The following is a 23,507-nucleotide window of genomic DNA, read 5'->3' as shown; positions in this document are numbered from 1 at the left end:
CCATTTTAATCCCTTTCTATTTTTTTATTTAAAGTCTTTTTTCGTAAACATAGTATCATAACTTCGTTTTCCTGTTGCGTGAATATAAGGGTTGTTTCTGGCTATAAGGCGATTAACATAACAGGTGTCGGCTCTCAATTTAAGCACTCTACGTGTTTCAAGTCCTTTAGTACGTTTATTTGTTATACATACTGTTAAAGTGCTATTTTTTGAGTTCTCGAAATAGAACCTTGCCTTTTCTCTAATGTCCTCCCCTTCCTTAATCAACACATCTAAGATAATAGTATCTTTGCTATTGTCATAAAAAGATAGAGTCACTCCACTATCACTTTCCCTCAAATTCAATTTTCATTTTCTACACCTCCCACGTTCTAACCACTTCTTTTCTTTTTCAATCAGTTTCTTATCATCACTTCATTTTATCTGTCCTTTCTCCAATCAGAAAAGTAGAATTTTCTACTTTTCTACATCACCTTGTAAATGATTTGACTACCGATTTTATTTTTCCAGAAAGTCTTCAATCGTTGTTTGACCTTTTGCTACCTCGTTCGTTTCGCGCAACATTGCTCTCATGGCTCGAAAGTTTTGGTTGCTTCGTGCCTCCGCATCAGCATACATACTCATTGCCTCGTCCAAAATCTCTAAATATTTCTTCCTTGTACTCATTTTTAGGAAAGTCAAGATTTGATACGTTTCTTCCGTCATCTTTACGGATTTCAATGAACTTCCTGTTGTTTTCGCCTTTCTTTTCGGCTTTTGAGTTTGTTGCAACTCTTTTTTTCTTTGTAAAGAAACATACGTTTCTTTCGTTTCTTCTGCCTCTAAAAATTTATCAAATTTCCCCATTACACTTCCCCCTCTACTTTTTTACGGATGACTTCAAACAATTCACTCACGTGTTCCACGTCTTGAGCGTTTTTCTTTGATACCACTTTTTTATTAAAAATAGCTACATCATCCGCAATCAACGTGCGGTCTGGAAGGTATCCAGCGTATTCAGTAAATTTGCTTAAACTTTTTAATAATTCTTTTGAATTATCTTTGGAACGATTGATTTTATTTGCTACAAATACAAGTTGCGTATTCATATCAAAATCGGCATTCAAATCATTCACAAATGAACGCAAATTAGCTAGAGCAGTCACGTTATCCTTATGAGGCTCCGCAATCCCTACAACCAAATCGCTTGTAATAATTGCATTTTGAGTTAAAATCCCCTCGTCATTCTCCGTGTCAATCAAGATATAATCATATTTCGATTGCAATTCTTGAATATTCTGTGCCAGCCACTTGCCGAAAAGATACTCTCTACGGCGTTTGCTTTGCACCCGCTCTTTGAGCAATTCCACTTCTCTATGACCTGCAATTAAATCCAAATTTTTGGAAATGGCAATTGGTTCAACCACACCATGATCAAACAATTCAATAATCGTATGGTGTAAGTCGTGAAATTGCCCATAGCGGCTCGTTAGATTTGCCGAGTCGTCAAAATCCAACACTAACACTCGATAATTTTTTCTTAAATATTCTGCGAAGTTGTGTGTAAATGTTGTTTTCCCTGCTCCGCCTTTGTTTACGTTCACTGTGATGATTTGCATATGCTTACGCCTCCTGCTTTCTTGTCTTTTTTTCTTTAAGCATTTGTTCAAATTTCCATGTCGCAACCAATTTTTTATTTCGGCGTTCTGCCAGCAATACTTGACCTAACTTCACGGTCATAATATGGGCATATGCCTTATGGAATGGCTCTCGGATTTTCACGGTTGCTTTTTTTCCTGCGACAATGGCATTTTGTTCTGGAATGTATATCCCATCTTTTTTTATTTCAGCGATTTTAAAGGCGTGTTTTCGCCCCATTTTCGCTGTTGCATTGCCGTGTTTTGCTAGTTGGCGTAAGTCTGATAGTTTCAATTCGTACATTGTTCTCCTCCTTAGGATTTTTTCTAAGTCTGTACTTGACTTGTCGGAAGTGGCACGTAGCCCTTCTCGGTATTTCTTGCGTGAGATTTGCAGTCTTGTGATCTCGAACTCATCGGACACTTAACAGTCAATCTTGCGATTGTGTCAGGGGTTCCTCGTTGGCATCTGGGGGTAGTTCATTACTCTACCTACACAGCTCCCTTATTTCTTTTTTATCCCATAGATGCACGCAAACAACTTGCTATACCTTGTATAAGCAGTCGTTTTAATCAGGGGGCTGGTTGTATTTAGTTGTCAAATATTCACACGTGCAATCACGGTTCGTAGCAGTTTAACGACTTACTAAGGTCGAACATTCACACCGTTGATGCGAATGTTATTTGATTTTCTTTTGTTTTTTGGCTAATTAAGTCATTCATTTCCGACCTTGTTTTCTTTTTGGAAAAAAGAATTTGCAAGATCGAGCGAATACTATTTTCGTTTGGTCGTTCAATTGTCACCTCTCGAAAATTCATTAATTCGTCCAAATCAAACTCTAACTCATTCATTAACACCTGTTGCCAAAATAGATACATCATGCTATAAAAATAAGCACCTATGTCTTGAATCGGTCGCCCTTCGTCATGACTTGTCTTATACTTATACACAAGTGTTTTGACTTGCATTTCAATTTCAACGTCCCACAAGTCCCCTAAGAGTCTTTCTTCGTCTGATTTTGTTTTGCGTGCAGATAATGCAACACTAAAATCTTTTTCCACCTTTCGTTTGGAATTGTAGATTTTGTTGATAAGATTTTTACTTTCATCCCCAAAATTGCTCAAAAGCTGAATTGTCTTTTTCGTCAGGAATGGAAATTCTTGTCCCAATAAAATTTCGGAAGTAGGCATTTCATCCTTTATATTTTCCACAGGAGATTTTTCCATAGGTGGATTTTGAATATCTTCCTGTTTCGATACTGTATCGATATTATTTATTTTTCTATTTAATTTTTTTATATTTAATTTATTATCTGTTGATTTTGGACTGTCCATTTTGGACTGTTGAAAATCAACACCCCAATTTTTTCCTTTAGTATCAAGGGTTTCTGTTTTCTTTGTTTTTGGTTGCTCTTTTGGTTTGGATTTTCTTTTTGCTGTCTTTGGAGCAATCTCATAACCATTTTCGAGCATCTCTTTTGAGAGTTGTTCAATATCAGAAATAGAAAATTTATCCTGAGTAAAATAATATTCATACTCATATTTCGTTCCTTCACGTTTCCGAAAAGCAACTAAATAATTTTCTTCTAACAACTCATTCCAAATCCTCTCAATGGAAGTCTTTTTATTCTTTTCAAAGCACCTATAAAGCTGAGTCTTATGAAATACGTAGTTTTTGGGCATACTCTCCATATACGAAAGCAACCCACGTGCCTCCAAACTTAATTCATTGTTTTGCAAAAACTCTCTGTTGATACTCTCGTATCCTTTTTCTTTGAATCGTTTGACTGACATAGATAATTTCCTTCTTTCCAATTCTTCCGCCAAGAAGAATATTTAAATTTATTTTTCAAAGCAGATAGGATGAATCGAACATCCCTACTCAGCCATATTCTGAGGTTATCTGCGAGTGTCATAATGTTGGCGGTCATTATGACGAAAGTTTGTCAGTCAAATTTGAGGAAACCCTCAAAACAAACGTGAGGAATCGAACCTCATGAGCTACCTATTAGCCGTTTGTTAAACTAATATTTTTTCTATTTTCTTCTCACTTAAATTATTAAGAATTTATTAAGACGTCAAAAAGAGGACAAATTTCTTTGTCCTCTTAAACCTTGATATTATTGAGTTTATCGCACTAACCAAATACTAGACACTTACTTTTCCTTGGTATGCAGCTAAAAACTAACATTTTCAGCCATACTTAAACTCCTCCAACCCCAAATTCCATTTTTTTAAATTATTTTTTCAAAAAAAGTATTTCTCTAGGTTGCTATCTTTTTCCTTTTGATTTATAATAATAAAAAACTTATTTTATTAAAGATAAATAAGCAAAAAATGAAAGTTGTCTTTTAAATTGGTTCAAGTTGTTCTTGAAACTAGAAAAAGTTGAAAAACAGGCTTTAAGCACCGATATGATAGGCTTTTTAGTTGTTTCAAATTTCTTTTTTCGTGCTTTATCGGAGTCCAATCAACCTTTTTAATAAATAAAATATTATCATATATATAGTTAAAAAGGTTATTTTGATTTTGCTTACTTCTATGGTTATTATCAAGTCTCCCTACTTGATAGTAGCTTGAAAACATATTTCTCCCAATTGCCAGAATATCTCCTCCCCTTGATATCTGGCTCCCTTACAAAAAAGCGTTCATCTTGAAAATGAACGCTTTTTTGGACTATCTTGGTGCCTCAACTGCTAAACGATAGCCGTCTGGCACTTCTTCGCTCGTTAAAATAGACATATCTCTACGTGCCTGTTCTAATTGTTCTTTGGTTACTTTCTTTTCTGCTTGTTGCAATTTTTCATTTTGCGTTTTATCATTTTCCTTTGGCATTACATCAATTGGATTTACAAAATCAACCCAAACACCTTTTGCAAGTCCAAAGTGCAAATGCGGACCTGTTGATGCTCCTGTTGAACCACTTTTCGCAATTTCTTGTCCAATATCTACTACTTGACCTTGTTTAACGTGCAACACGGACAAATGTGCATAATAGCTATAATAGCCATTCGCATGACGCAAAATAATATAGTTTCCGCTAATATTGTTTCGACTTGCAGTATAAACTACCCCTGCCATTGCTGCATAGACAGGCGTACCTGTTGGTGTTACCAAGTCTACACCATTATGGAAAGTTCCTACACCTTCGATTGGCTCTTCTGGGCGATAACCGTAATTACTCACTAAATCAAGAGTTTTCAGCGGCCATTGAAATTCACCTTTGATACTCTTACTTGCTACCACTTTACGAAGTAAGGCATCCTCATCTTGGTTAATTCTATTTCTATCTGCCTCTTTATCTGAAACTCTTTTTCTACGTGATAAAAGTTCTTCTCTCAAAAGTGCCATTCCACGTTTTTCTGGATTAAAAGGAGCTGTTTCTTTCTCATAACGCTTTGATAATTCATCAATTTTTTCTCTTGCAACTTCTAAATCTATACGAACTTGTGACGAAGTGAGCGTAATAGGATTGCTTAATAAATATTTATCCAATTCATCTTTCATCATTTGTTCAGCTTTTCTCTTTTTCACATCATCTTTAGAATGTAACAAAAAGAGGACATCACTTGAAAATAGTTCTTTATTGAGAACAAGTTGGGCATAAAAACTCTTTTGCAACTCTAAAAGTTTTTGCTCTTCCTTTGAGATCGCATCTAATAAGTATTTATACGGAGCTAACTTTTGATTCAAATTTTCTTTTTTACCATTAAAGAACGTTTCAAATTCAGCAAACACGCCCTTTTCAGCTTTTATCGCTTCATCGGCGTCCAGTTTCCTCACTTGAATTTCTTGATAAGTTTTTTTGTAATATTCTTCTAGCGTTGTGTAAAGCGTACTTTGAAACACATCATCCGTTTGATTTTCATCAATAACAGGAGGCTCAACGTAACCTGACGGCTTTGTATAATCAGGGGCTTCTTCTTTTCCAACATTCACCGCATCAGTCCCTTTTTCCTCTTCTTTTGCTTTCGTAGAGGAGGTACTTGTCTTAGACGTAGAAGTTTCCTTTTTAGAACTACTGCTTGTTGATTTGCTCGTTGAACTGGATGTTTTTTCTGATGAACTACTCGTTTTCTCACTACTAGAGGAGTTGCTAGTGCCACTTGAGCTAGTAGAGGAAGTAGCTGGCTCACTGTTGGTGGTCGTGTTCGCCACATCTTTCGCCATTGCCATTTGTCCGCTTAATAATAATAATGTAAAATATGCTGTTATAAGTTTTTTATTTTTCATAAGGCTATCTCCTAACTCCTTTCTGTGAACTAAAATTCGAGTAAAATCTTTCTTCACTTTTACCTCATAAAATCACAAATCTTGAAAAACATCTAAGTTTTCATATGAGGTCCCTCTAATATTATCTGGTAAATTATTTACTACTCTCATTATAGCACAAAATCTTATTTCATATTACTCAAATTGTTCCCACTTTAAGCTTTTCCCAAAAATAATCCTTTTCTTTTGGAAGTGTAATTTTTTTACACCTTTATTTGTAAGAATTTTCTTGAAATAATAGTTAGGATTCAAATTTTTTTTATAAAAAAAGGGGAAAATCGCTTATTTTTTAACTAAAATACAAATTCTTTTGTTTTTTCTTTCCTTTCCAGCTTGTCTTTGCTATGTTTATTTTATCATTTTGTAAAAAAGAAAGGTCGTCTGAAATGAAAAAAGTTCTAAAGATAATGGTTCATTCACTTGTACTTGTTGGTATTTCGCTAGCTATTGGGATTTTTTTGCATATTTTCGCTGAAATTATTCCACTTGTAGAATTGGAAGGATAGCAGAGCATACTTAAAACACAAGCTGCATTCTGCTATCTCAACCATTTCAATTCATCAAATGGATAATACACAAACAAACCTTTGCCTAGTATTTCTCGTTCTTTTACCACTCCAAAAGTTCTAGAATCACGTGATTCTACACGATTGTCTCCCATAACAAAATATTCATCTTTGCCAAGTTTTTCCTTACCAATCAAGCCTTTCAACTCAAAATCATTGGTAAACGGAGTGAGTGAGTGATAATTTTTTAAATTTTTCTTTAAAAAAGGCTCCTCTTGCCTTTTGTCATTGATATAGAGCTGATTGTTCACGACTTTTAGGGAATCATGAGGAAGTCCAATGACACGCTTGACTAAAATCTCATTATTGGGTCTTTCAATCACGACAATATCAAATCGACGAATTTTGGAAAATTTTTCCATGACCATCTCATCACCTGTCATCAAAGTATTTTCCATTGAATTTCCATCAATTGTCACTGGCACAAACAAAAAACCACGAATAAAAACCACCAAACCAGCCGCTACAATTGCAATTTTTAAATAAAAAATAAATTGCTCAAAAAACTTTTTTGCTCGTGGGGAGAATTTCATTTTTTTACCTTACTATATATTTTTTTATTTTACAGTTCCCTCTAAAGGCTCACGATTACTCAAAATTGCTAATTTTAGCTTAATCGAAGTTTTAGAGCTACCCTTATTTTACCACATATACGTGGAGGATTGAAAGATAGATAGAAAGGTGCTTAATATATTATAAGACCGCCTCCAAAAACCTCAACCCAAGAAAATCAAAAATTTTTAGAGGCACCTTCATATTCCCACTCAACTCCTCCAGCTCTAAAGCGTCACTCCCGTTTTGAAAATAGCAATTTCTTGATAGCCATTTTTTTCGGCACACGTGAGTGTTCCGTTGGCGATTTCGATTACTTTTTGGATAAAATCATAGGCTACTTCTGGCATTCCTGCATGAATGATTTTCCCTGCATTGAAATCAATCCACTTGCTTTTATGCTCTGCTAAAGTATCGTTTGAGGAAACTTTGACCGTTGGTACAAATGTGCCGAATGGGTTGCCTCGTCCTGTCGTGAATAAAACTAAGTGACAACCTGCACTTGCAAGTGCTGAAGAGGCGACTAAATCATTTCCCGGTGCTTGTAGCAATGTCAGCCCGTGTTTCTTTATTCTTTCGCCATACTGCAACACATCCATTACACTTGTCGAACCCGCTTTTTGCGTACAACCTAGCGATTTGTCCTCAAGTGTCGTAATTCCTCCTGCTTTGTTTCCCGGAGAAGGATTTTCATAAACGACCATATTGTGATCCAAAAAGTATTGTTTGAAATTATTAATCAGACTAACCGTTTGCTCAAATCGTTTCAAGTCAATACAGCGATTCATTAAAATAGTTTCCGCACCGAACATTTCTGGCACTTCTGTTAAAACAGCACTTCCGCCAGCCTGCACGAGAAAATCGGAAAATTTCCCTAACAATTGATTGGCTGTAATGCCTGACAAACCGTCTGAACCACCGCATTTCAAGCCAATTCGTAATTTCGACAATGGCAATTCTACACGTTTTTCTTCCTTGACTACCTCCAAAAGAGAATGAAGCATTTCGACACCGCTTATTACTTCGTCTTCTACTTCTTGAGCAATGAGAAATTTTATACGATTGCTGTCTGCTTTATCCAAAAGAGTACGAGATAACTGCTCATGTTCAATAGCAATTTCTCCTTCTTCGATTACTTGTTTGAATACATTAATCGAATTGTTTTCACACCCTAGTCCAAGCACCAAAACGGCTGCTGCATTTGGATGAAGTACCGCGTTTGCCAAAAATTGTCTCGTGCTAACATGATCATCCCCCATTTGTGAACAACCATAAGGATGTCGTAAAACAATAATGTTGTCAAACACTTCCTCCGCTAGTGGATTTTCTCTTATAAAACGCTCACGAACTTTTTCTGCCGTATGATTGACGCAACCAACCGTTGGCACGATATAACAGTCATTGCGAATCCCTACTTCACCATTTTTTCGCTGATAGCCCCAAAATGTCTGTGGAAGCACCTCTATATTTTGTCCATTATTTTTCAACTCGTCAAGTACATTCACCTCAGGAGCTGCAAGCTCTGGCTCATAGGTATATTCAAGCGTTGCATCAAGATTTGTTTTTACATTTTGTATATGCACGTGTTCGCCGATTTCAATTGCCTTTGTCGCATGACCAATTGGTGAGGCGTATTTTATGATATTTTCATCTATTGCAATATTTTTTATCGCAATTTTATGACCAAATGTAATGTCTTGCAATAACGTAATTTCTTGCCCGTCAACTGTCAATTTTTCGCCTTTTTCTCCGTTTTCAAGTGCAACTACTACATTATCAATTGGGGATATTTTTATAAATTCCATGTTACACCTCCCAGCGTTTTTTCGCTATTTCGGCAACTTCACTCAACACTGCTGGCACTTTTTCGCCATTTTCTAAATATCGTTGAATAATCGGCAAAAGTCGAACTTCGTATTTGGATTGCTCATTTAGAGCGATAGATGCTAATTCATGACGATTAAAAGGATTTTTAAAACGATCTAGCACTTGATTAGCAAAAATTTCTAGTTCCTCTTTAGGTAAATCAATTTTCGGTGCAATCTCCTCAAGCATTAACGTTTTAATTTTACTTGCAAAAGGTTCCTCGACCACCATTTCAAGTACCGTTTCTTTACCGTTTGGAAGTCCAAGCATACTCATAGCCGTATGTGGTGCATTGAGCAAATGTACTTTCCGTTCACGGTACGGCGTTAAATTGTCCGTGTAAATGGCACCTAAGCCTAACTTTGAAAAAGGTAAAATGTACTCAATCGCAAGATTCCCCGCATTATCAAGTGTTTGGTCGACACCCTCAATGCCCATAAACGCAAACGGTTCTGCTTTGACAATTAAATTGTCCTCAAAATCAAGTTTTCTGTTCACTTCATCAGCTTGTTCTTTTGGATACCCCGGCACAATTCTATCCACCAAAGTATTGTAAAAATGGCATTTTTGGACGAATGATGAAAACTCAGGTTCTAAATTCCAAAGTTTTGCATATTGCAAAATCACTTTCCTAAGCGTTGCACCGTTTTTATCTATTAATTCACAAGGAATAATTTCTACTGGTAAAGAATTTTTCAAAAATCGCTTGTGCAAAAGAACAGTTAATTTTGCTGGAAATGTTCCTTCGGGAACGCGTTCGTAACGATCCGTTTCGTCATACGCAATTCCTGCCTCTGTCGTATTTGAGAGAATCACCTTTAACTCTTCACTTTCAGCAATTTCGATGAGACGTGAAAAGTCTGTATAGGCATTTAAACATTCCTTTAATACATTTACCACATCCAAACGCTGTACTTCCTTACCATTTTCAAGTCCCTCAATTAAGACACTGTATTTACCATTTTGTTTTTTCAATAAATCAATGATGAAATTTGATTTTATTGGTGAGGCAACTGCAATTGCATTATTTTCATCTTGAAGATTATTAATCCCCCAATCAATAAACCCACGTAAAAAATTTCCTTCACCAAATTGCAAAATATTTATTTGTTTATTCATATTTTTTCTCTCTTTATTTATAAGTTTGTAAATCCTTAATTTTCACAGGCAAACCGCTTGCGATCGATTGGTTAGCAGCGATTCCTGTGAGAATACTTTTTACACCATCTAAATGATTGGCTTGGCGGTTCAGTGGGTCAATTTCTGGTGTGCCAAATAAATCGTTGAGTAAAATAGGGTCCCCACCGCCATGACCGCCTTCAAGTGTTTCGATTTCTACGATATAAGGGGCCAAAAACATTGGGAATACTTTAATTTCTTGAAATGCTAAAGCTCCCTCGTCCTCTTTTTTTCCGCCTGCATTGACATAACTTTTTTCAATAATCGTCATTTCAATCCGCCCTTTACTGCCATTAAATGCGACTTTAAACCCTTCATATGGCATATAAGCATTGAGCGAATAGGTCAAAACTGCTTTATTTTCATACTGGACGGTAACTGCCAATGTGTCTTCAATGGAAATATCGTCTGAAAATACACTTCTGTCTCGTATATAGCCACTTTCTTCTTCAGCATTCAAATATAATTCTCGCAATTCTTCATTGCTTGTTAAATCAAGAGAAAACGGGTCTTCTTTTGCCGCCGCACTTCCATAACTACGTGAATAAAATTGTGTAACTCCCCGTTTTTCAGCATTTTTCATGCCGTAAAAATTCAATTCACCAAAGGCAAACACGGTTTTTGGTGAACTTTGTAGCCAAAAATTAACTAAATCAAAATGATGTGTCGATTTATGCACCAAAAGCCCGCCACTATTGTATTTGTTGCGATGCCAACGTCTAAAATAATCTGCTCCATGTTCTGTATTTAACAACCATTCAAAATGGACTGAAAAAACATCGCCAATCACGCCACTTCTCAATAATTCTGCGATTTTTGTATTATGAGGAGCGTAACGATAATTGAATGTTACACGCAAATTTTTCCCTGTTTCTTCTTGAGTTTTTAAAATAGCTGCTGCTTTTTCTGCATCAATGGTCATCGGTTTTTCGCTCAATACATCACAACCTTTTTCCATTGCTCGAATGATATACTCGTGGTGTGTTCTGTCTACACTTGTCACAATCACGTAATCGGGTTGTAATTCATCTAGCATTTTGTCAAAATCGGTATAAAAATAGGTGGCAACTTTAGGGTAATTGTACTTTTCAGAAAGCAAACGGTTCGCATAATCCATTCTCACTTGTGAAATATCACAAAAGCCGATTAATTCACTTGTTTCACGGAAATCCTTCGCAATTGCCTCATAAAAAAATCTCGCCCTTCCACCAATACCTACTTGAACATATGTTTTTTTCATCAAATCATCTCCATACTTTTTCACAAAGATAGCTTGTTAGGTTCCAGTTTCTACTTTCGTTTCTTCAAAAAATTCTTTTTTAGTTTTGTTATTTTATTTGAATCTTAAAAAAATGACCGAAATAAATATAAGTAGCCTGTTTATTTCGGTCGCTTGTTTTTTTGTCTAGCTACACGGGGCAGGAGTTCGGTCGCTGTTCACAACGTCGCTCGAAACTACGTTTCGAGTAAATAAACGACGTGGTTCACTGCGACAAACTCCTGAACGCCCCGCTCCGCTTTTCTTTGTCTAGCTACGAGGGGCAGGAGTTCGGTCGCTGTTCACAACGTCGCTCGAAACTACGTTTCGAGTAAATAAACGACGTGGTTCACTGCGACAAACTCCTGAACGCCCCGCTCCGCTTTTCTTTGTCTAGCTACGAGGGGCAGGAGTTGGGTCGCTGTTCGCAATACCACCTGAAGCTCTGCTTCAGGCAAGTAAATGGCATGGCTCACTGCGACAAACTCCTGAACGCCCCTCTCGCTTTTCTTATTTCACTTTGTCTTTTGCGAAGTCGTAGATTTCTTGGGCTGCTTTTTCTGCTTTTTCATCGCCATTGATTACTTTTTCCATTAATAGCAAGTATTGATCTTTGATTACTGCGTTGTTTTTGTTTTCAACTGTATTAATTTCTGGATTGCCCACTTTTCCAACTAATTCAATATAATCATAAGTTGATTTTAGCGGTCCATCTTCTTCTGGTTTCAATTCTTCACGCACTTTTGACATGATTGGCACACCACGTTCACCTTTGAGGATTTTGTTTGCCTCTAAATCATTGTGGAAGAAATTAATGAATTTCGCTGCCTCTTCTTTGTATTTAGAGTTTTTCGCAATACAAAGCATTTGTGAACTCATCAAAGCTGTACTTCCAACGTCCGCTTTACGCTTAGGTAGGGTGATGAGTTTGATTTCACGATTCGCCGCAGCACCAAGTGCGTTTACTTGATTACTTGCCACCCAAGTCATAGCAGCCTCACCTTTTACAAGATAGTCGTTTTCAATATCTTTTACTTCTGCAATTGCACCAGAATCTGGGAATGCTCCAGCTTTTACTAATTTTTTCCGCATTTCAAGATAAGGCACAAGCAATGACGGATCATCAAACCCTAGTGTATCTGAGTTCGTCTTGATGTCATAGAAGTTTTTTCCGCCTCCATATTGACCAACCCCAACACTTGCACCCGGATAGAAATCATCATTTGTTTGGAGAGAGAAACCGTAAATATTTAATTTCTCATGGATTTTCAAACAAATTTTTTCAAAATCATCCCAAGTCCAGTCAACTGTCGGTTCATCAATTCCTGCTTTTTTGAACAATTCTGGGTCATAAGCTACTGCATAAGCGTTCATTCCGTTTGAAAGTCCAAGTTGCTTGCCGTCACGTTGTGTCGTTTTCAAATAAGCCTCTGTTGTGTCTTTTGTGTCAATTGTTCCCTTTTTGATGTACTCATCCATTGGCTCAATATTATCCAAATACGCTGGATAATTTCCTGCAATTTGCCAAATATCCCAAACCTTGCTTGAAGCAGATAAAACGTTTAGTTTGGTCACGTAGCCGTCAAAATCATAAAATTCTGGCTCGATTGTGACATTTGGATTTTTTTCTTGATAAAGTTTGATGACTTTTGCGGTTGCGTCATGACGTTCTTGCGAACCCCACCAAGCCATTGTTAATTTAACTTTACCACTGCTATCCCCTTTGTCTTCTTTTTTCCCTCCACAGCCTGCTAGACCGCCGAGTAGTAGCGTCCCTGCTACCATTGTTGTCATTACTTTCTTCCAATGTTTCATTTTGATTCCTCCATTTTTTTATTTACTTATCTTTTTTAAAAGATAGTATTTCCTCTTCTGATATTTTGATAAAGACTGGATGCTCTTTTTCTCTTTCGTTTGGCTGATGTAAGGTAAAGTACATTTCTTCATCAAATCCTTTGAAAAGCATTCCATGCCCTCCGTCAGAGCTAAAGAACAGCTCTTTTGCGTGTTGCCACTTTCCGTCCAATTGCCCATTTTCACTAAAAGAAATCGCTTCTACATACTCCGTACCTTTTAGCGACGACCAAAACAAACAAAGAGAGTTATCGCTTGCTTTATAAACGCACGGCCCGTCTGTTACGAAACGTTGAGCATTTTTTTCTGCCCATGACGGTGTTGAGGCGTGAAAAAGCTCTTTGACTTCTCCTACTCTTTCTCGCAAGTCTTGCGACAATTCTACCGAGCAAATAGTGCCGTCACGAATTTGTACCCATTCATGACAAAAGATTAAATGCGGAATATTTTGTTCATCCACATAAAGCGTGCCGTCCAAACACTCCCAATTTTTTGGGGTAATACTCTCCTCACTATGCGGGACAAACGGCCCAAGAGGACTATTGGAAACGAGAATTTGCGTGCCACGGCATTTGTTTTTCGCTGTAAATGAGGCAAACATATAAAATTTTCCTTGATAGTGATGAACTTCCGGTGCCCAAAAATTTTGATCACCCCAAAATTCATCTGTATAGCGGAAAATCTCGATTGGGTCACTCCAATTTTGTAAATCTTTGCTCGTGTAAACATCAAATCCCAAGGTAGATAAATCTTCTGGTTGTTCCCAGCAATTGTACCCTCTTGTGCCATAAAGGTAGTACACGCCCTCGTAAGCTAAGACAAACGGGTCACGTAGGTTGATTTCTTCTACTTTCATTCTCTTACCTCGCTTGCAACTACGACTCTTTTGTAATTTCTAAGATGTAAATATACACTTCCCAAAATAGACGGTAGTATCAATAGGCAAAAGAATACATGGTGTTCAAATACAACAACACCAATGCCTAAGAGCAAAAGTCCTAGAAAGTTCACGAATAATTTTCTAAACGCCGCTCTTGCCATAGCTTTCACGTGAAAGTTCATCTCACGCTCAAACATTTGCTCAATCGCACTACTACAAACCATTAATAGTAAAACTGCCATAAATGGTAAGAGTAAATAAATTTTGGCTATCACAAGTACAAAATAAATGTCTAGACTTACCCACAAAAGCAATAAACTATGCAAAACGCTCATTTTGAGTTTCTTTTTGATCGCGAAAAGGAAGTGCCGTAAAAATCTTGCAAAAAGTTTCACACGTTGTTCAAGGACAACTTCCTTTGTCGTATAAAGCAAAGCATAAAGTAAGAGTTGCAGATAAGTAAAACTGACAAGTAATTTTATCAACACAACTGTTACTGCTTGTATTGGCAAAAATAGCAGCACTGCTAATGGCAATAAACCAATCGTGAAACAAATATTGAGTAGCAAAAAGTTATACAATCTTGAAAAAATCCGATAAAACAGTTTTTCTTCAATTCCCTTACCTTTATCCATATTGTTATCCTTTCAGTCCGCTCGTGCTGATACCTTCTACTAAATACTTGTTGAAGAACAAGAAAATCAAAAATACAGGGAGCAAGGACAAAGTACTCATTGCAAACATTGCACCAAAATCGGTTCTACTGGCGGTATCGGCAAACATTTTAAGGGCGAGCGAAACGGTATAGCTCGCTGGTTTGTCCAGATAAACCAATGGTCCTAGGAAATCATCCCATTTCCAATAAAACTGAATGATGACGGTTGTTACAATCGCTGGTTTGAGGAGTGGGAAAATCACTCGTGCAAAAATTGAATATTTGCTACAACCGTCCATGTATGCTGCCTCATCAAGTTCTGTCGGAATACTTACCATAAACTGCATCATTTGATAGATGAAAAATGCCTGCCCAAACCAATGTGGTAAAACAAGCGGAACGTAAGTACCCACCATACCTAGTTGATTCCAAATCAAATATTGTGGAATCAAAATAACTTGGGTCGGAATCATCATCGTTGCTAACATAACGGCAAACCAGATTTTTTTCCCTTTAAAATTGATACGTGTCAACGCATATGCCACACACGCTGAACTCAATACTGTTCCTAAAGTAGAAACAGATGAAACGATGATTGAGTTGATGAAAAAAGTACCAAAGCTAATACCACCAAACCCTTTCCAACCGTTTTGGAAATTCTCCCAACGGAAAGTCGTTGGAATTAAATTCAATGCACTATTTAAAATTTCATTGTTATTTTTCAATGACCCTGCAATCATCCACAATACTGGATAAATCATACAAAGACCAAAAACAATAATGAAAGCGTGCAATAATACTCGTTTTATTTTTTGATTTCTAAAATACATAACTTCCTCCTTAATCTAGATCACTGCGACAAAATTCTTACCGCAATCCTTCGCTTTTTTTAATCTAGCTACGGATTGCAGAATTTTGGTCGCTGTTCGGGGTGTCACTTGAAACTGACGTTTCAATGCTAGTCTTTCAAGAATCTTTGATTCTTAGAAAGACTGTATGCGAAACGAAGTGTAGTAGCAAGTAAATGACACCACTCACTGCGACAAAATTCTTACCGCAATCCTTCGCTTTTTTTATACTTTCACCCATTTTTTTGATGATTTAAAGATTAACAATGTTACCAAGCTCATGACGACGAGCATTACCCAGCTCATTGCACTGGCGTAACCCATGTCGTAATACTTGAATGCGTGGTTGTAAACATAGAGTGCATAAAAGTTGGTTGAGTCTTGTGGTCCACCTTTTGTGATAACAAAGGCTTGTGTAAAGCTCATAAATGCACTAATTGTCTGCATAACCAAATTGTATAAAATGATAGGTGACAATAGCGGAAGCGTGATTTTGAAGAATGATTGTAATTTATTTGCTCCGTCAATTGTTGCTGCCTCATAATAAGAGGAAGGAATTTCCTTTAGACCAGCGGCAAAAATAATCATACTTGAACCAAATTGCCAGACGGTCATTAAAACAAGCGGAATCATGGCGAGTTTTTTGTCTCCAAACCATGACAAGCTCTCCATTCCAACGCTGTTAAGCAGTACGTTAACAAGACCTGTTTTAGAGAATAATTCTTTCCAGACCAATGCTACTGCGATACTTCCGCCGATAAGACTTGGTACATAGTAGAGCGAACGATACAATGTTACCCCACGAATTTTTCGTGTGAGCAAGTAGGCAACAAACAAGGCAAATGCCAATTTCAACGGTACAGATAAACCGACATAAATGAATGTCGCCTTTACTGAGTTGAAAAATCGTTCATCTTCAAACAAACGAATGTAGTTGGCAAATCCTGTAATATTCGCCTCGCCGCCTAATTTAAAGTCGGTAAACGAATAGTAAAACGAAACCATCATCGGAATAAACGTTACCATTAAAAATCCGATAATAAACGGAGAAGAAAAAACATACCCGACAACGTTTTCGTTATTCATAAAATTTTTTAATCGACTGTTACTTTTCAAAATTCTCGCCTCTTTTCTTAGGTTGTTGTATTAGTAAATATTCGACTTACCGCGAGAACTAGCGAACCATTTCCCGGTAAGTATGCTGGCAAGTCTGTCCGTCCCCTTTGATAATTATGCCCATTTTTTGCATAATAATTTTTTGGACAATCCTTGAGCAAAATCTCAAGAGCTAATGTGCGGTTGCCTAATTTTTCAGCCAATAACGCCATATAGCCGTAATCCCACCCCCACATACTTTCCTCATCCCAATCCTTTAGCACACGAGAAAGCGTTTGTTCTAAAGCCGTCATTTCCACATCTGGATTGTCAAACAATCCAAGAATTGCCAGTTGTGTTGGATGATCTTTCATGTAGTTCGGGAAAGTATCTGGTGCATTTTCATGCGAAGGATACAATCCTTCTTTTGTCGGTTGTGGAATGGCAATTTTTTGGTAAACCTCTTGCCACAAAGGCTTTTTCTCTCCTAAATCTTCCGCCCAGCGTAACGCTTGAGAAATGCCGTATTTCCAATAGGCAAGCTCAAATGTCGGGTTGTAGACAGTGTTCGGGTCAAATTCTTCTTGTGACGGAATCATTGGCGAGACTAGGCAATATTTCTCCTCTTTTTCATCGTAGGAAAGAAAATCACAAACAAAATCAATCGTCTCTTCGACTAGCACCCAAAATTCCTTTTGAAAAACAAGACGTTCACTTTCTGCTATTTTCTCCTTACTCCAGTCAAGCAATGTCACGATATGTGTCTGTTGCCAAATGAGAAGTGGAGCGATGAAGGACGGAGAATCTATTGCGTCTGGACCAATCATTTTCGGCCACCTTGCACCTTTAAAACCATTTTTTTCAGCGTTCCATTTTGCTTGTGGCAAAATACTTTTAAACCAAGAAAATTGTGGTTTGATAAGTGCGACTCGATTCGTTTCAATCGCCCAAGCGAAATGCCAGAGAGTCATCTCCAAGTGAAACTTTCCATACCAAGAATTACAAAGCAATCCCGTTTCTTGTGGCGGAAGTTTTCCACTAGAATGAAGTCGCAATTGATACATGGATAAAATCCCCCTACGCTCTAACTCTTGCATTTTCTCATCTGTCACGTCAAACGTTGGAATTTCGCCTTTCGTCCAAAAGTCATGCCAAAACTTTTTCAACCGAACTTTAACTTCCTCCGTATGTTCATTGAAATCAGAAGGGGCATTTTTTGAAAATGTAACAGAGAAATCTGCCACCTCTTCATTGGTCGAAATTTCAAAAACTGTCTTGGCAGTTTGTGTCAGTACACACTTTTCAGAGTGAAAATCAAGGAACGTAGAAAACTCATCACACATATGTTGAATTTGTTTGCGATGATTCCCCTCTACACCTTTAATATACGCAGTTTGTGTGCTTTTTTCACTAAATTCTCCTGCACTGATTTGATGATTGGGATAAGGCAACCTCAAGAGAATTTTCGCACGCCCATTTTGCAGTGCTACACTTTTCATTTTGAAAAACACTGTATCACTTTCACAATCTACAAACGTTTCAACTTGATATTTCTCACCTTTTATCGTATATTCTGAACGAACAATTCCTTGTTCTAATTCTAACATTTGCTCAATGTCAAAAATCTCTTTAGAGGTAATTTTTTCTCCGTCTACTCGTAATTCAAAAATAGCTAAATTGGCTCTGTGAGGATTTTTCCTCAACCATTCGTAAACTTCTTCATTCCCTTTGTGAGCATGAACAGGCAAGTGAACTACTCGTTCCTTGTAAGGATATTCGTCCAAAACTAAGTCCGAATAGCGATACGTTTTCCCGTTTTTATCAGGTGTAGTGTGCCATGCCCAATTGGATAGGGTACAAAGCGGATTGTGATGAACCAAAAATTCTTCATGCAATGTTTGAAAACCTGTCACGTCAACATTTATCGCAAAATCGCCATTCCCCACGCTTAACGGAGAAGTAAAATCTACTTCTGTCAATTTCGGATTCTGCCTTCTCACTCTCTCAATCATCTGCTATACTCCCTCGGAAAAATAGCTTGTTTGCGTTTTGGAATGAAATCGCTCGAACACTTTGTTCTGCTACGCTATAAGGCAATCGTCCACTTTCCACCCATTCTCCAACTAAACCACATAGCACACGTCTAAAATATTCATGTCGTGGATAACTGAGAAAACTTCGTGAATCAGTTAACATACCAACAAAATTCCCAAATAAACTTTGCTCCGCAAGCTCGGTCATTTGCCTTCTCATGCCAGAGTAGGTGTCGTTGAACCACCAGCCACTTCCTAAATGTTGTTTTTGGTACCCATTTCCATTTTGGAAACACCCCATGACGGTCAAAATACTTAGCCAATCGTTTGGATTTAACGAATACCAAATGCTCGTAGGAAGTCCTCCATTTTGTGCTGCAATATCAAGCATTTTTCCCATTGATTGTGTAATTTCACTCGCATCTCCAATCGCATCATAGCCTGTATCTGCTCCAAGTTTTTGATACATTTCTTGATTAAAATCTCGTGGAGAATTGAAATGCCATTGCATCACAATATTGTGTTTGGAATAAAGTGCCATTAATCGTTGGAATAATGAAAAATGGTACGCCTCCACTTCTTCCGCAAGCAATTCTTTTTTTAACAATGCTTTATTGAGTACCACATCTAGCTCAACACTCGACCAAGAACGTTTCAATTGTGGAATAGCACCAAAACCGTGGTCTGACAATTTACAGCCATTTTTTTTGAAAAAAAGCAATCGCTTTTCAAGAGCATTGACAACATCATCAAACGACTGAATTTCTTTTTCCGTTATTGCACTAAGTTTATCAATATAATCCGAGAACGTCTCCTTTTGCAACTGAAACGCTTTATCTGGACGAAAAGTTGGCAACACTTGAAAATTCTTTTCAAGTTCCTTTAATCGTACATGGTCTGCTAAATTATCTATCGGATCATCTGTCGTACAGACGACTTTCACACGGCTTTTCACTACTAAACTTCTCGGTCTAAATTCATCTTTTGCAAGCATTTCATTGCATTTTTCCCAGATTTCTTTTATATTTTCCTCACTTAGCACTTCATGAATACCGAAAAATCGTTTCAATTCTAAATGTGTCCATTCATAAATTGGGTTGCCTGCTGCTTTTTGAAGAGAACGGACGAAATAACGAAATTTCTCAAAATCCTCCGCCTCTCCTGTGATATACCGCTCATTCACACCATTTGCTCGCATTAATCGCCATTTATAGTGATCACCTCCTAGCCAAATATGTGTCAAATTACGATAAGGTTTGTTTTCTACCATTTCTTTTGGGCTTAAATGACAATGATAATCAATAATTGGAATGTTTTTTGCTACTTCGTGAAACAATTTCTTCCCACTTTCGTTATCCAACAAAAAATCTTCGTTTAAAAACATTTTATCCTCCTTCTTTCACTTCTTCTCCATTGATTGTAAGTTTGTTTACATTAATTGTTTTAATTCCCCGATTTTCATCGTGAAATAATCCTTTTGTTGCCTCGCTGTTCCATGTTTCAAGTAAATCTTCACTATTTGCAAGCGACCAGTCAAAATCGGTTATGTTCACTTTAGAAATTGGAGCTTCTGGTAAACCTACGATAAATGCTGCTGTACTACGAACATTACTTGCTTGAATGTTTTCGATCCAAACGTTTTGAATATACGGCGTTGTAGGCGTCTGTGCTTGCCTTTGAGGACTTAAAATCACTTCTTCTTCATGCGGTAACACACCCGGAGCAAAATACATACTCAACACAATTGGACACCAACAAGCGTTCATTTCCAGATTTTTAAGCCGAATATTTTCAATCGTTCCACCACGTCCACGCCTTGATTTTAATCGAACGCCACGCTGAGTTCCCTCAAATAGACAATTGTTCACCTCAACATTCTTTATTCCTCCTGCCGTCTCGCTACCGATTGCAATTCCTCCATGACTGGCAAGGATTTTACAATTTTCCACACGTACATTTTCCGTTGGCAAATTAATTCTAAGTCCGTCCGCACCAGAGCCAGATTTCAGCGTAACCGCATCATCACCCACGTCAAGCAAGCAATTCGTAATCCAAACTTCTCGACTTGAGTCAATGTCTATCGCATCAGTATTGATCGCATCTGCTGGATTATAAATCGTAAGATTGTTCAACTTGATGTTTTCACTATACACCGTATGAACCGTCCAAAATGGCGAATTTTGAATGGTAATCCCTTCAAGTGTAATGTTTTTGCTCTTCCAAAATTGTAGCAATGGCGGTCTGAGAAATTGTGTTGACGGTCTTGCACCACCACCTGTGCGACTAGCATAATCAGGATTTAATTTTGCCAAACGTAACTCATAGTCTTCTCGTGGTGTCGTTCGATCCTCTTGCTCAATCTCTGCAAATTTCTTCCACCAATTTTTTCCATTTCCGTCAATCACACCTTCTCCTATAATCGTGAGATTTTCCGCATTTTCAGCATAAATCAGCGGGTGCATGGCAAAACACTCTACCCCTTCCCAACGAGTCCAAATCGGCTCATAAAGCATTGGGTCATCTTGGAAAATTAGCTTACTTTCTTTTTCCAAAACAATCGTCAAATTGTCACAAAGAGTGATCGCTGTTGTTTGATACTCTCCTTTTGGAAAAATAAGCGTTCCACCGTTGTGTTCTCGAATACTATCAATCGCCTTTTGAATGGTGGGAAATTCTTCCGTATTATAAATGATTTCCACTAAATTCCCCTTTCTAAAAACTCAGTGTTTTTTATATTTTCTCCAAATAATTTTCTCGTGGTGTTACACCAAATGCCTCCGCTAATGCCCAGAGATTTTCGTCTGTAATTGTTTGTTTCACACCACCTTGAGCTTGCACGTAGGTATAAACTTCGGCTGCCTTTTCAGCAGTTTCAATCAAACCGAATACCTCGTCCATATCACGACCACTTCCGTACACTCCGTGATATGCCCAAAGCACTAAACGAGTGTTTTTCATTGCAGTTGCTGTCGCCTCACCAATCTCATTGGTACCGGGGATGAGCCACGGAAGAAGGGAGACACCTTCTGGAAAGACGACCAAACATTCCGTACACATTTGCCAAAGTGTTCTTGTCAATTCTTTTTCACATGGAGTGTGCGTAAATGTCATGGCAAGCAAATGTGTTGCATGGCAGTGCATGACGATTTTGTGTTCTTTATCAACGGACAATCGAGCGATATGACTCATAAAATGACTTGGCAACTCGCTTGTCGGCACTGCTCCGTTTTCTAACCCCCACAACAAATCTAGGTTTTTCCCATTTTCCTGCACACGAATCAACCCAATATTTTCCTCTGGTGCCAAATGTACGTTTTTAAAATATTTGCCACTTCCTGTTACTAAAAAATAACGATTTGCTAGTTTGCTGGCATCAAAAATTGTTGGAATCACACGTTTTACTTCCGTTAGATCCAAATATTTTTCTACGTCTTCTTCGTTCAATAGATAAGTAATGTTGCCTCCATTTCGCTCGTCCCAACCTTTTTGATACATATTTTGTGTCGCTTCTATCATTTCTTTGACAAATGGTGCTGTCAAGATATTTTCCTTAGACATTTAATTTTCTACTTCCTCTCTTGTAGATTGTACTTCTTTTTCATATTTTTTCACAATTTCATACCAATCCAACCCAACTGGCACGTGATTTATTTGACAGAAATAATCCCAAATCGCACCAAACGGTAAGTTTTTATATTCTTCAGTCAGAACGAGTCGACTGGTGAAATCAAACGACAATTCAACAGATTTCAAATCCTCCGTTGGTTCTAGTAATGCTTTTAACAAAGCCTTTTGCGTATTATGCACACCGACCACCCACGCTGCAACACGATTAATCGTGCCGTCAAAGAAATCAAGTCCAATCGCTGTTCTTTCAAGCAAATTGCCACGAACGATTTCCCGCATGATTTCTTGTAATTCATCATCCATAATCACCACGTGATCGCTATCCCAACGAACAGGGCGACTTACATGGAGCATGAGTTTATCTGAAAAAAGCGATAACGCTGAAATCTTATTGGAAATTACTTCTGTCGGGTGATAATGCCCCGCATCCATTAAAATTGTCTTTTTGCGAGTCAAACCATACCCCATGTAAAACTCGTGACTTCCCACCGTATAAGCCTCTCCACCAATTCCAAATACTTTCGACTCAATGGTGTCTACCGTCAAATTTTCGTCATATTCTTCTTCAAAAATCTCATCAAGCGACTCCATTAGCCGTTTTCTCGGTGAAAGCCGGTCAATTGGATTGTCTTTGCTAGAGTCTGGCACCCAAAAATTATTGTACGCAGGTTGCCCTAATTCTTTCCCAAAATAAGCAGCAACTTTCCTTGCTCTTTTCCCATGCTCAATCCAAAACGAACGAACACGATCATCTGGATGAGAAAGCGTAAAGCCGTCCTTATACATTGGATGACTAAAAAATGTAGGATTAAAATCCAATCCAATTCCTTGTTCTTTTGCCCAAGCAACCCATTTTTCAAAATGTCTCGGCTCAATTTCATTCAAATCTACTTCTTCATCCGTATCCACATAAAGTGCGTGTAAATTAAATTTGTGACGTCCCGGGATAAGTGAAAATGCCAATTCTGCATCTTGTCTTAATTGTTCAGGTGTTCTCGCTGCATAAGGATAATCTCCTGTCGACAAAATCCCTCCTGTCAACTCACCGTCTGGATTGAGAAACCCTTTTACATCATCTCCTTGCCAGCAATGAATGGAAATTTTGATTGCACTCAATCGCTCTAAAGCATTTTCCACATTCACTCCTATTTTTTCATACTGCTCTTTTGCATCTAAATATCTCTCCATTATTTTTTCTTGTGTCAT

Annotated in this window: 20 protein-coding genes; all 20 read right to left on the bottom strand. The window is 37.7% G+C overall.

What is annotated here, in order from left to right; genetic code table 11:
• Positions 1-498 precede the first annotated feature (498 nt).
• Entirely contained in the window at positions 499-846 is a 348-nt protein-coding gene (locus B5D30_RS01780) for a hypothetical protein (protein ID WP_078806317.1), read from the bottom strand.
• Positions 846-1,598: a ParA family protein gene (locus tag B5D30_RS01775; RefSeq protein WP_078806316.1), complete on the bottom strand. Its 753-nt coding sequence runs from the start codon at positions 1,596-1,598 to the stop codon at positions 846-848. The genes B5D30_RS01780 and B5D30_RS01775 overlap by 1 nt, the downstream gene beginning before the upstream one ends.
• Before the next feature lie 4 nt (positions 1,599-1,602).
• The gene (locus B5D30_RS01770) at positions 1,603-1,920 is read right to left on the bottom strand and encodes a hypothetical protein (protein WP_078806315.1); all 318 of its coding nucleotides are present in this window, start codon (positions 1,918-1,920) and stop codon (positions 1,603-1,605) included.
• Positions 1,921-2,276: 356 nt separating this feature from the next.
• Positions 2,277-3,410, bottom strand: coding sequence for a hypothetical protein (locus B5D30_RS01765; RefSeq protein WP_078806314.1), 1,134 nt, complete (start codon positions 3,408-3,410; stop codon positions 2,277-2,279).
• 882 nt (positions 3,411-4,292) lie between these two features.
• Positions 4,293-5,849 carry a M23 family metallopeptidase gene (locus B5D30_RS01755; RefSeq protein WP_078806312.1) on the bottom strand — a complete coding sequence of 519 codons (1,557 nt, stop codon included), beginning with the start codon at positions 5,847-5,849 and terminating at the stop codon, positions 4,293-4,295.
• Positions 5,850-6,426: 577 nt separating this feature from the next.
• Entirely contained in the window at positions 6,427-6,987 is a 561-nt protein-coding gene (gene lepB / locus B5D30_RS01750) for a signal peptidase I (protein ID WP_078806311.1), read from the bottom strand.
• Between the two features lie 246 nt (positions 6,988-7,233).
• A complete protein-coding gene (locus B5D30_RS01745) occupies positions 7,234-8,811 on the bottom strand; it encodes a UxaA family hydrolase (protein WP_078806310.1) in 1,578 nt (525 codons plus the stop codon).
• A 1-nt stretch (position 8,812) separates the two neighbouring features.
• Positions 8,813-9,991 (bottom strand): tagaturonate reductase, encoded by a 1,179-nt coding sequence (locus B5D30_RS01740; protein WP_078806309.1) that lies wholly within the window; start codon positions 9,989-9,991, stop codon positions 8,813-8,815.
• A gap of 13 nt (positions 9,992-10,004) precedes the next feature.
• A complete protein-coding gene (locus tag B5D30_RS01735; RefSeq protein ID WP_078806308.1) occupies positions 10,005-11,291 on the bottom strand; it encodes a Gfo/Idh/MocA family protein in 1,287 nt (428 codons plus the stop codon).
• A gap of 338 nt (positions 11,292-11,629) precedes the next feature.
• On the bottom strand, positions 11,630-11,785 hold the full coding sequence (locus B5D30_RS13415) for a hypothetical protein (RefSeq protein ID WP_159443168.1): 156 nt from the start codon (positions 11,783-11,785) through the stop codon (positions 11,630-11,632).
• A gap of 34 nt (positions 11,786-11,819) precedes the next feature.
• Complete coding sequence (locus B5D30_RS01730; RefSeq protein ID WP_078806307.1) at positions 11,820-13,124, bottom strand: ABC transporter substrate-binding protein; 1,305 nt, start codon at positions 13,122-13,124, stop codon at positions 11,820-11,822.
• 22 nt (positions 13,125-13,146) lie between these two features.
• Positions 13,147-14,019, bottom strand: a complete 873-nt coding sequence (locus B5D30_RS01725) for a glycoside hydrolase family 43 protein (RefSeq protein WP_078806305.1) — start codon at positions 14,017-14,019, stop codon at positions 13,147-13,149.
• Positions 14,016-14,678 (bottom strand): hypothetical protein, encoded by a 663-nt coding sequence (locus B5D30_RS01720; protein ID WP_078806304.1) that lies wholly within the window; start codon positions 14,676-14,678, stop codon positions 14,016-14,018. Before B5D30_RS01720 ends, B5D30_RS01725 begins: the two co-directional genes overlap by 4 nt.
• A gap of 4 nt (positions 14,679-14,682) precedes the next feature.
• Complete coding sequence (locus B5D30_RS01715; protein WP_078806303.1) at positions 14,683-15,528, bottom strand: carbohydrate ABC transporter permease; 846 nt, start codon at positions 15,526-15,528, stop codon at positions 14,683-14,685.
• Between the two features lie 243 nt (positions 15,529-15,771).
• Positions 15,772-16,632, bottom strand: coding sequence for a carbohydrate ABC transporter permease (locus tag B5D30_RS01710; protein ID WP_200806698.1), 861 nt, complete (start codon positions 16,630-16,632; stop codon positions 15,772-15,774).
• A 47-nt stretch (positions 16,633-16,679) separates the two neighbouring features.
• Complete coding sequence (locus tag B5D30_RS01705) at positions 16,680-18,653, bottom strand: hypothetical protein (protein WP_078806301.1); 1,974 nt, start codon at positions 18,651-18,653, stop codon at positions 16,680-16,682.
• Positions 18,646-20,058: a glucuronate isomerase gene (gene uxaC / locus B5D30_RS01700; RefSeq protein WP_078806300.1), complete on the bottom strand. Its 1,413-nt coding sequence runs from the start codon at positions 20,056-20,058 to the stop codon at positions 18,646-18,648. The genes B5D30_RS01705 and uxaC overlap by 8 nt, the downstream gene beginning before the upstream one ends.
• 1 nt (position 20,059) lies before the next feature.
• On the bottom strand, positions 20,060-21,373 hold the full coding sequence (locus B5D30_RS01695) for a glycoside hydrolase family 28 protein (RefSeq protein ID WP_078806299.1): 1,314 nt from the start codon (positions 21,371-21,373) through the stop codon (positions 20,060-20,062).
• A gap of 31 nt (positions 21,374-21,404) precedes the next feature.
• Positions 21,405-22,232, bottom strand: a complete 828-nt coding sequence (rhaD, locus tag B5D30_RS01690; RefSeq protein ID WP_078806298.1) for a rhamnulose-1-phosphate aldolase — start codon at positions 22,230-22,232, stop codon at positions 21,405-21,407.
• Positions 22,233-23,507 (bottom strand): L-rhamnose isomerase, encoded by a 1,275-nt coding sequence (rhaA, locus tag B5D30_RS01685; RefSeq protein WP_078806297.1) that lies wholly within the window; start codon positions 23,505-23,507, stop codon positions 22,233-22,235. It lies immediately after the preceding gene.

The sequence above is a fragment of the Pilibacter termitis genome, assembly GCF_900167335.1.
Taxonomy (GTDB): domain Bacteria; phylum Bacillota; class Bacilli; order Lactobacillales; family Streptococcaceae; genus Pilibacter; species Pilibacter termitis.
This window is presented reverse-complemented; position numbering and strand designations above follow the sequence as displayed.